We start from the raw sequence: 9,710 nt of genomic DNA, 5'->3' as shown, positions 1-9,710 counted from the left end.
GCGATGGCTACCACTCTGCAGGAGGACGACGCACAGGCCCATGTACACGGGGTGTGCTTCAAGACCGGCCCGCCCGCGCGGGTCGGGATCGAACTGGAATGGATCGTGCACGACGGCGCCGACGCCCACCGGGAGGTGGCGCCGGAGCGGCTGGACGAGGCCCTGGCCCCGCTGGAGGCGCAGGGGCTGCCGTTCGGCAGCAGATTGACCCGCGAGCCGGGTGGGCAGGTCGAACTGAGTTCACCGCCCGCCGACACGCTCGCCGGATGCGCCCGAGACCTCCGCGCCGACATGACGGCCCTGGAGCAGGCGCTGGCCGCCGGCGGACTCGTGCTCGCGGGCCACGGCCTGGAGCCGTATCGAAACCCGGCACGCGTCCTGGACCATCCGCGCTACCGGGCGATGGAGGCGTACTTCGACCGGGACGGCTCCTGGGGCCGGATGATGATGCGCGGCACTGCGTCCGTGCAGGTCAACCTGGACGCGGGCGACGAGAGCGCGGGCCTTCGCGGCTATCGATCACGCTGGGAGCTGACCCACCGGCTGGGCCCGGTACTGGTCGCCGCGTTCGCCAACTCACCGCTGTGGCAAGGCAAACCGACTGGTTGGCGATCCACTCGGCAACTGGTCTGGGCCCGGATGGACCCCGGCCGTACCCGCCCGCCCGGCCCGCCGCCGGGCATCGACGGCGACCCGCGCGCCGCGTGGGCGCGCTACGCGCTGGACGCGCCGCTGTTGTGCCTGCGCGGCGCCACGGCGGACGGCTGGAACGCCCCGGAGGGGCTGACCTTCCGCTCCTGGCTGCGCGGTGTACCCGGGATGCGGCCACCCACCCTCGACGACCTCGACTACCACCTGACCACCCTCTTCCCGCCGGTGCGCCCGCGCGGCTGGCTGGAGTTGCGGATGATCGACGCGCAGTGCGGCCGGGACTGGATCGTGCCCGCCGCGATGGCCGCCACCCTGCTGGACGACCCGGTCGCGGCCGAGGCGGCCTGGGCGGCGACCGAGTCCCTGTGCGCCGACGGCGCGACCGTACCGACCGAGGCGGTCTGGCTGCGCGCCGCCCGGATCGGCCCCGCCGACCCGGTGCTCGGCAAGGCGATCCTCGCCTGCTTCGCCGCCACGGAGAACGCGCTGGCCGACGCCGACGCGCCCGGCCCGGTCCGTGCGGCCGTCGCCGAATTCACCCGGCGCTACGCCGAACGGGGCCGATGTCCCGCCGACGATCTGCTCGAAAGGACCTGTCGATGACGTCGCTGAAGCCGTCGGAAACCTCGACATCCGCGAAATCGATAGCCGAGGCCGCGCTGGCGCGGGCCCGGCGCCGGACGCTGGCCCTGACCGAGTGTCTGACCGACGAGGAACTGAGCGCCCAGCACTCCCCGTTGATGTCCCCGCTGGTCTGGGACCTGGCGCACATCGGAAACCAGGAGGAGTTGTGGCTGGTCCGCCGGGCCGGCGGGCGCCCGGCGCTGCGTGCGGATCTGGACGCGCTGTACGACGCGTTCCGCCACCCTCGCGCGAACCGGCCGGCCCTGCCGCTGCTCGCGCCCGATCCGGCCCGGGACTACGTCCGCGAGGTGCGGGTCCGGGCGCTGGAGGTGCTGGAGGGCGCCGACTTCGACCCCGACGGTGATCCGCTCCTGGCGCACGGGTTCGTGTTCGGCATGCTCGCCCAGCACGAGCAGCAGCACGACGAGACCATGCTCGCCACCCACCAGCTGCGCGCCGGACCGGCCGTCCTGGACGCCCCCGAACCGCCCGCCGCGCCGCCGGACGCGGCCGGATTGCCGCGCGAAGTGCTGGTCGCGGCCGGGCCGTTCGAGATGGGCACCGACACCGACGGGTGGGCCTTGGACAACGAGCGACCCGCGCACACCGTCGAGGTGGCGGCGTATTGGCTGGACACCGTGCCGGTGACGAACGCGGCCTATCTGGAGTTCATCGCCGACGGCGGATACGACCGGGACGACTGCTGGACCCCGGAGGGGCGCCGGCATCGGGACGAAGCCGGGCTGCGCGCACCGCTGTTCTGGTGGCGCGACGGTGACACGTGGCTGCGCAGGCGGTTCGGCCGGACCGAGCCGGTGCCGCCGGACGAGCCGGTCGTGCACGTGTGCTGGTACGAGGCCGACGCCTACGCGCGCTGGGCCGGGCGGCGGTTGCCGAGCGAGGCCGAGTGGGAGAAGGCGGCGCGGCACGATCCGGCGGAGGGGCGGTCGCGGCGGTATCCGTGGGGCGACGCCGAACCCACGCCCGAACACGCCAACCTCGGGCAGCGGCATCTGCGGCCGGCGCCGGCCGGGGCGTATCCGGCGGGTGCCGCGCCTTCCGGGGCGCGGCAGTTGCTCGGCGACGTCTGGGAGTGGACCGCCTCCGACTTCACCGCCTACCCCGGGTTCGCGGCGTTTCCCTATCGGGAGTATTCCGAGGTGTTCTTCGGGCCCGGGCACAAGGTGCTGCGCGGCGGCGCGTTCGGGGTCGACGAGGTGGTCGCCCGGGGCACGTTCCGCAATTGGGACCTGCCGATCCGGCGGCAGATCTTCGCCGGATTCCGCACCGCGCGCGACGCGGCGCCCGGGGAGGCGGGCTGATGTGCCGTCACCTGGCCTATCTGGGGCCGGAGATCCCGCTGGCGTCGGTGCTGGTGGAGCCGACGCGCGGGTTGTACGAGCAGTCCTGGGCGCCGCGCCGGCAGCGGTACGGGACGGTCAACGTCGACGGGTTCGGCTTCGGCTGGTATCCCGACGCGGGCCCGGACGCGGATCCGGCGGACGTCGAACCCGCCCGCTATCGGCGCGCGTTGCCGATCTGGGCCGACCCGAACCTGCCCGACCTGGCCCGGACCGTACGCAGCGGCGCGTTCCTGGCCGCCGTGCGCAGCGCCACCGCCGGCACCAGTCAGGAGGAGGCGGCGGCCGCGCCGTACCGGGACGGTGTGTGGTTGTTCAGCCACAACGGCGCCGTCCCGGACTGGACCCGGCTGCCGGTCGGGCCCGCGCTCGATCAGGCCGCCCTGCTGGAGATGGAGGCGCGCTGCGACTCGGCGCTGATCTGGGCCCTGCTCGCGCGCCGGCTGCGGCAGCGTGAGCCGGTCGGCGGCGCGCTGGTCGACGTGGTCCGGCGGATCGCCGAGGCGCGCCCGACGGCCCGGCTCAACCTCCTGCTCACCGACGGCCGGACCGTGTTCGCCACCCGCTACGCGGACACCCTCTGGTACCGCACCGGCCCCGGCCGGGTCCTGGTCGCCTCCGAGCCCGACGAGCACCCGGATGCGACCTGGGGGGCGTGGCGGGAGGTACCCGACCACTCTCTCCTCGTCGCCACCCGCGACGGCGTCCGCATCGCCCCGATCCGTCCCGTGCGACCCGTCGCCGCACGTCCGTCATCCGCACCACAGGAACGGCGTCCCATGAACAGCCGATTCACCCTCGACCACCGGCTGCCGGCCGACTACTTCGATACCACCCTGCGCGCCGACGTGCGCCACGGACTGACCGCGCCGAGCAAGTCGTTGCCGCCCAAGTGGTTCTACGACGCGCGCGGCAGCGAGTTGTTCGAGGAGATCACCCGGCTGCCCGAGTACTACCCGACCCGCGCCGAGCAGGAGATCCTGACTCGACGCGCCCCCGAGATCGCCGCGGCGACGCGGGCCCACTCGCTGATCGAATTGGGCTCGGGCTCGTCCCGCAAGACCCGGCTGCTCCTGGACGCGCTCACCGCGGCGGGCACGCTGGAGCGCTATGTGCCGCTGGACGTGAGCGATTCGGCGCTGGTCCAGGCCGGTGAGGCGCTGTGCCGCGACTACCCGGCGCTGCGGGTCGCGGCCACGGTCACCGACTTCGAACACGAACTCGCCCTGGCGGACGAGCCGGGCCCGCGCCTGCTCAGCTTCCTGGGCAGCACGCTCGGCAACCTCGACCCCGCCCAGCGCACGGCCTTCTACCGCATCCTGCGCCGCGCGCTGAGCGCCGACGACACCCTGCTGCTCGGGGTCGACCTGGTCAAGGACCCGGCCGTGCTGGTCGCCGCCTACGACGACGCCCAGGGCGTCACGGCCGAGTTCAACAAGAACGTGCTGCACGTGCTCAACCGCGAACTCGATGCCGACTTCGACCCCGACGCCTACGACCACGTGGCGCTGTGGAACGCGGACGAGGAACGCATCGAGATGCACCTGCGCTCCAGGATCGACCAGACGGTCAAGATCCCGCCCCTGGACCTGTCCGCCGACTTTGCCCGAGGCGAACACCTGCGCACCGAGATCTCCACCAAATTCCGCCGCGAGCCGCTGGAAGCCGAACTGGCCGAGGCCGGCTTCACCATCCGCCAGTGGTGGACCGACGCGCAAAACCGCTTCGCCCTCCTCCTGGCCGTCCCCGCCCGCTGACCCGGGCGACACCGCCCGAGAACACCGAGACGGACCGGACCCCGCCGGGGTCCGGTCCGTCTCCACGGGTGCGGCGCTCAGTAACTGGTGGCGACCGGTTCGCGGGCTTCGGCTGCTGCCTCCGGGGTGGGCTCGGCGTGTTCGCCTCGGATGCGGAGGGCGAAGAGGGTTCCGGTTGCGGTGACCACCGTGAGGGCGGCGCCGAGCATGTGGGTGAGGACCATCCACTCGGGGAGGCCGTTGAAGTATTGGATGTAGCCGATCAGGCCCTGGGGGATCAGGACGGCGAGCAGCCACCACACGCGCGTCTGGGCGGCCCGGGGGGCGTCGGTGACGCGCAGGGCCAGGGCCAGGGCGACGGCCGCGCCCAGGAGGAGGAAGGCCAGGTCGGCGTGCAGCCAGGCGATCTGGTCGATGTCCACGTCGAAGCGCTTGGCCTTGAGGTCGCCCGCGTGCGGGCCGGAGCCGGTGACCACGGTGCCGATCACGATCAGGGCACCTGCCAGGCCGAGGGTGCCGTAGCCGAACCAGCGGATCTCGGGGCGGACCAGGAACCGGGCCGGCGCGTCGCCCTCGCCGGAGCGTTCGTACAGCGCCACCGCCGACGCGATCAGCAACATCGACAGGAGCAGATGGCTCGCCACCGCCATCGGGTGCAGGTCGGTGAGCACGGTGATGCCGCCGAGCAGGGCCTGGCCGACCACCGTGCCGATCTGGATCCAGGCCAGCGTGGTGATGTCCTTGCGGCGCACGGTCATCCGGTACGCCGCCACCACGCACGCCACCGCGATCGCGCCGACCACGTAGGTCAGCATGCGGTTGCCGAACTCGATGTACGCGTGGTGGCCGACCGCCTCGTGCGGCGTCCAGTTGCTCGTGTCGCTGTCGCACCGGGGCCAGGTGTCGCACCCCAGACCCGAGTCGGTGAGTCGGACGAGACCGCCCGTGACGACGATGCCGATCTGCGCCACCAGGTTCGCGAGGAACACGCGGCGCGCGACGAGTGGGGAGACGGCCTGCAGACTCATGCGCGACATGCTACGTCGTGAACGAATTCACAAGCGCACCAGGGGTGTCGGCTCGCGCCCGCCCCGACCCCCCTCCGGCCTCACTCCCAACGGAAGAAGCGCGCCGCCGCGCCGAGGCCCAAAACCGCCCAGACCGCCAGGATGGCCAGATCGCCCAGCGGCAGACCCGATCCGTCCCGGAGCACGTCGCGCAGCCCGTCCGACAGCGCCGAGATGGGCAGCAGCGCGAGCGTGTGCTCGACCCCGGAGGGGAACTTGTCCAGCGGCACGATCACCCCGCCGCCGAGCAGCAGCAGGATGAACACCAGATTCGCGCCCGCCAGGGTCGCCTCTGCCCGCAGCGTGCCGGCCATCAGCAGGCCGAGCCCGGAGAACGCCGCCGTGCCCAGGAGCAGCAGCAGGATCACCCACACGGGGTTCCCGTGCGGTGACCAGCCCAGCCCGAACGCGATCGCCGTGAGCAGCGCCACCTGGAGGATCTCCACCACCAGGACACACGCCGTCTTGGCCACCATCAGCCCCCACCGGGGCAGCGGGGTCGAGCCCAGCAACTTGAGCACGCCGTAGCGCCGCTCGAACCCGGTGGCGATCGCCTGCCCGGTGAACGCGGTCGACAACACCGCCAGCGCGAGCAGCCCCGGCGCCAGGAAGTCCACCCGGTCGCCGTCCCCGGTGTCCACGAGGTCGGCCGAGCTGAACACCACCAGGAGCAGCGTCGGAATGATCACCGTCAGCAACAGCTGCTCGCCGTTGCGCAACAACATCCGGGTCTCCAGGGCGCTCTGCGCCAGGATCATCCGACCCAGCGGCGCCGCGCCCGGCGCGGGCGTGAACGTACCGCGCCTCTCGTCCCGCGTTGCCGCGGCCTTCGCCACCGCGCTCAACTCCGCAGCTCCCGTCCGGTCAGCTCCATGAACACGTCCTCCAGGCTGCGCCGTGCCACCGTCAGCCGCTCCGGCATCACCCCGTGCTGCGCACACCAGGAGGTGACCGTGGCGAGCAGTTGGGGGTCGATCTCGCCCTCGATCCGGTACGCGCCGCGCGAGACCTCGAACGCCTTGGCGCCCTCGGGCAGCGCGTTCAGCAGCGAGCCCATGTCCAGACCGGGCGGGCCGGAAAAGCGCAGCGAGTTCTCCGCGCCGTCGTGGCACAGCGCCTCGGGCGAGCCGGACGCGATCACCCGGCCGCGGTCCACGATCGCCACCTCGTCGGCCAGCTTCTCGGCCTCGTCCATCAGGTGTGTGGTGAGCACCACGCTCACCCCGTCGGCGCGCAGCTCGCGCACCAGGTCCCAGGTGGCGTGCCGGGCGTGCGGGTCGAGGCCGGCGGTCGGCTCGTCCAGGAACACCAGTTCGGGGCGGCCGACCACGGCGAGCGCGAGCGCCAGGCGCTGCTGCTGGCCGCCGGACAGCCGGCGGTAGGTGGTCCGCCCGCACGAGCCCAGGCCCAGGCGTTCGATCAGCATCGCCACGTCGAGGGGGTGTGCGTGCAGTTTGGCGACGTGGCGCAACATCTCCTCGGCGCGCGCTCCCGAGTACACGCCCCCCGACTGCAACATCACCCCGATCCGGGGCCGCAGCGCGGCGGCGTCGCGCACCGGGTCCAGGTCGAGCACCCGGACCTCGCCCGCGTCGGCGCGCCGGTAGCCCTCGCAGATCTCGATCGTGCTGGTCTTGCCGGCACCGTTGGGGCCGAGGACCGCGGTAACCCGGCCGCGTTCGACGGTGAGCGAGAGCCCGTCCACGGCGGTCTTGTCGCCGTAGCGCTTGACCAGGCCCGTGAGCGCGACTGCCGGCGACGAGGAGTCCATGACGAGTCAGTCTAGAAAGCCCCGGGCACCCCTCGTGCCGGGGTCGGCGAGAACGGCCGGAACAGCGCGGGGCTGACGGGTCGTCAGGTGAATCCGCAGGTCGAACGCCATGCCGAGAGGAGTGTGATGTTAGGTACACCTAAGTGATGGACTCCACGCGGACGCCGTTTGGCCTGGCGCACTATTAACGCAACAATGGTGTTGTGGAAAACGCGCGGACGAGCGAAGAGGCACCGAGGCGGGCGACCGTCCCGGGTGCCGGCACGCCCGAACACGACGGCCACGAGGGCACCCGGCACCGGGTCACCCGGTCGATCGTCGAACACGGTCCGTCCACCGCGGCGGACCTGGCCGAGCGACTGGAGCTGACCCCGGCGGGTGTGCGTCGCCACCTCGACGCACTGCTCGCCGAGGGTGTGTTGGTGGCCGGCGAGCAGCGCGTCTACGGACGCCGGGGCCGGGGTCGTCCGGCCAAGCTGTTCGCGCTGACCGACGCCGGCCGCTCCGGGTTCCACCAGGAATACGACGAGCTGGCGGCCGAGGCGCTGAGCTTCGTGGCCGAACGGCTCGGCACCGAGGCGGTGGCAACTTTTGCCCGCGAGCGGCTTGCCGCCCGCGAGGAGAGGTATCGTCCCTCGGTCGAGTCCGCGCCCACCGGGGAGCGGGCCCGAGCGCTGGCCGAGGCGCTGTCCGCCGACGGGTATGCCGCGAGTGCGCGGCCCGCACCCGGCGGAGAGCAGCTTTGCCAGCACCACTGTCCGGTGGCGCACGTCGCCGAGCGGTTCCCGCAGCTCTGCGAGGCCGAGGCCGAGGTGTTCGCGCGCCTTCTCGGCACGCACGTGCAACGGCTGGCGACCATCGCCCACGGCGACGGCGTCTGCACCACGCACGTTCCTGCTGTACAGGCTGAAACGGCCGGTCCGACCGGTCGCAGGACCGGCTCGTCCGGTCCGCCGGCCGCACCTTCCGTTTCGAAAACCAGCGAAGACCAGAATCCGCCGCGCCGGGGCCCCTCCCGTTCGCGGGAATCGACCGCCGCCGACCCGGCTTCCGGGAGGACTACTTCATGACCACCGACGCTCGCCCCGAGCTCGAGGGCCTGGGCACCTACGAGTACGGCTGGGCCGACTCGGACACCGCCGGCGCCTCCGCGCGCCGGGGCATCTCCGAGGAGGTCGTCGCCGACATCTCGGCGAAGAAGTCCGAGCCCGAGTGGATGTTGAAGCAGCGCATGAAGGGCCTTCGGCTCTTCGCCAAGAAGCCCATGCCGACCTGGGGCTCCGACCTCTCCGGCATCGACTTCGACAACATCAAGTACTTCGTCCGCTCCACGGAGAAGCAGGCCGCCTCGTGGGAGGACCTGCCCGAGGACATCAAGAACACCTACGACCGGCTCGGCATCCCGGAGGCGGAGAAGCAGCGCCTGGTCGCGGGCGTCGCCGCCCAGTACGAGTCCGAGGTCGTCTACCACCAGATCCGCGAGGACCTGGAGGAGCAGGGCGTCATCTTCCTGGACACCGACACCGGGCTGCGCGAGCACCCGGAGCTGTTCAAGGAATACTTCGGCTCGGTCATCCCGACCGGCGACAACAAGTTCTCCGCGCTGAACACCGCGGTGTGGTCGGGCGGCTCGTTCATCTACGTCCCGCCGGGCGTGCACGTGGAGATCCCGCTCCAGGCCTACTTCCGGATCAACACCGAGAACATGGGCCAGTTCGAGCGCACGCTGATCATCGCCGACGAGGGCTCCTACGTGCACTACGTCGAGGGCTGTACGGCGCCGATCTACAAGTCGGACTCGCTGCACTCGGCCGTGGTCGAGATCGTGGTCAAGAAGAACGCCCGGGTGCGCTACACGACCATCCAGAACTGGTCGAACAACGTGTACAACCTGGTGACCAAGCGCGCGGTGGCCCACGAGGGCGCCACGATGGAGTGGATCGACGGCAACATCGGTTCCAAGGTCACCATGAAGTACCCGGCCGTGTGGCTGCTCGGCGAGCACGCCAAGGGCGAGACGCTGTCGATCGCCTTCGCGGGCGAGGGCCAGCACCAGGACGCGGGTTCGAAGATGGTGCACTGCGCCCCGAACACCTCGTCCAACATCGTGTCCAAGTCGGTGGCGCGCGGCGGTGGCCGCACCTCCTACCGCGGCCTCGTGCAGATCGAGGAGGGCGCGCACGGCTCGACCTCGTCGGTCAAGTGCGACGCGCTGCTCGTGGACACGGTCAGCCGCTCGGACACCTACCCGTACGTCGACGTTCGCGAGGACGACGTGTCGATGGGTCACGAGGCGACCGTCTCGAAGATCTCCGACGACCAGCTGTTCTACCTCATGAGCCGCGGCATGACCGAGGACGAGGCCATGGCGATGATCGTGCGCGGGTTCGTCGAGCCCATCGCGCGCGAACTGCCCATGGAGTACGCCCTCGAATTGAACCGCTTGATCGAGCTTCAGATGGAAGGGGCTGTGGGCTAG

Annotated in this window: 8 protein-coding genes and 1 pseudogene; 6 read left to right on the top strand and 3 right to left on the bottom strand. The window is 71.6% G+C overall.

Features of this window, described 5'->3' with window-relative positions; genetic code table 11:
- The first annotated feature begins 3 nt into the window (after positions 1-3).
- The 4 genes and pseudogenes from egtA to egtD all read left to right on the top strand — a co-directional run bounded on the left by egtA (position 4) and on the right by egtD (position 4,393).
- Entirely contained in the window at positions 4-1,254 is a 1,251-nt protein-coding gene (egtA, locus tag ACFXKZ_RS44460; protein ID WP_380011258.1) for an ergothioneine biosynthesis glutamate--cysteine ligase EgtA, read from the top strand.
- Entirely contained in the window at positions 1,251-2,597 is a 1,347-nt protein-coding gene (gene egtB / locus ACFXKZ_RS44455; protein WP_380011255.1) for an ergothioneine biosynthesis protein EgtB, read from the top strand. The genes egtA and egtB overlap by 4 nt, the downstream gene beginning before the upstream one ends.
- Positions 2,597-3,298, top strand: a pseudogene (gene egtC, locus ACFXKZ_RS44450) (ergothioneine biosynthesis protein EgtC); the annotation flags it as partial. The gene egtB and the pseudogene egtC, both read left to right, overlap by 1 nt.
- 117 nt (positions 3,299-3,415) lie before the next feature.
- The gene (egtD, locus tag ACFXKZ_RS44445) at positions 3,416-4,393 is read left to right on the top strand and encodes an L-histidine N(alpha)-methyltransferase (RefSeq protein ID WP_380011460.1); all 978 of its coding nucleotides are present in this window, start codon (positions 3,416-3,418) and stop codon (positions 4,391-4,393) included.
- Between the two features lie 77 nt (positions 4,394-4,470).
- Here the strand turns inward: egtD and ACFXKZ_RS44440 are convergent, their stop codons facing one another.
- The 3 genes from ACFXKZ_RS44440 to ACFXKZ_RS44430 all read right to left on the bottom strand — a co-directional run bounded on the left by ACFXKZ_RS44440 (position 4,471) and on the right by ACFXKZ_RS44430 (position 7,231).
- Entirely contained in the window at positions 4,471-5,421 is a 951-nt protein-coding gene (locus tag ACFXKZ_RS44440) for a heme A synthase (RefSeq protein WP_380011252.1), read from the bottom strand.
- An 80-nt stretch (positions 5,422-5,501) separates the two neighbouring features.
- Entirely contained in the window at positions 5,502-6,218 is a 717-nt protein-coding gene (locus tag ACFXKZ_RS44435; protein WP_126641407.1) for an ABC transporter permease, read from the bottom strand.
- Positions 6,219-6,301: 83 nt separating this feature from the next.
- Positions 6,302-7,231: an ABC transporter ATP-binding protein gene (locus ACFXKZ_RS44430; protein ID WP_380011249.1), complete on the bottom strand. Its 930-nt coding sequence runs from the start codon at positions 7,229-7,231 to the stop codon at positions 6,302-6,304.
- A gap of 203 nt (positions 7,232-7,434) precedes the next feature.
- Here ACFXKZ_RS44430 and ACFXKZ_RS44425 point away from each other — a divergent pair, with 203 nt between their 5' ends.
- Both ACFXKZ_RS44425 and sufB read left to right on the top strand, forming a co-directional pair.
- Positions 7,435-8,301 (top strand): helix-turn-helix transcriptional regulator, encoded by an 867-nt coding sequence (locus tag ACFXKZ_RS44425; protein WP_380011246.1) that lies wholly within the window; start codon positions 7,435-7,437, stop codon positions 8,299-8,301.
- A complete protein-coding gene (sufB, locus tag ACFXKZ_RS44420) occupies positions 8,298-9,710 on the top strand; it encodes a Fe-S cluster assembly protein SufB (RefSeq protein WP_380011243.1) in 1,413 nt (470 codons plus the stop codon). The genes ACFXKZ_RS44425 and sufB overlap by 4 nt, the downstream gene beginning before the upstream one ends.

This window comes from Embleya sp. NPDC059237 (genome assembly GCF_042754105.1).
Classification (GTDB): Bacteria; Actinomycetota; Actinomycetes; order Streptomycetales; family Streptomycetaceae; genus Embleya.
The sequence above is the reverse complement of the archived record's forward strand: the minus strand, read 5'-3'. Positions and strand labels throughout refer to the sequence as shown.

What these genes read in the sequence shown, in the direction of transcription:
- sufB (WP_380011243.1), top strand. Translation starts at nt 8,298, where the DNA reads ATGACCACCGACGCTCGCCCCGAGCTCGAGGGCCTGGGCACCTACGAG.
- egtB (WP_380011255.1), top strand. Translation starts at nt 1,251, where the DNA reads ATGACGTCGCTGAAGCCGTCGGAAACCTCGACATCCGCGAAATCGATA.
- ACFXKZ_RS44435 (WP_126641407.1), bottom strand. Translation starts at nt 6,218, where the DNA reads ATGATCCTGGCGCAGAGCGCCCTGGAGACCCGGATGTTGTTGCGCAAC.
- ACFXKZ_RS44430 (WP_380011249.1), bottom strand. Translation starts at nt 7,231, where the DNA reads ATGGACTCCTCGTCGCCGGCAGTCGCGCTCACGGGCCTGGTCAAGCGC.
- egtA (WP_380011258.1), top strand. Translation starts at nt 4, where the DNA reads ATGGCTACCACTCTGCAGGAGGACGACGCACAGGCCCATGTACACGGG.
- egtD (WP_380011460.1), top strand. Translation starts at nt 3,416, where the DNA reads ATGAACAGCCGATTCACCCTCGACCACCGGCTGCCGGCCGACTACTTC.
- ACFXKZ_RS44440 (WP_380011252.1), bottom strand. Translation starts at nt 5,421, where the DNA reads ATGAGTCTGCAGGCCGTCTCCCCACTCGTCGCGCGCCGCGTGTTCCTC.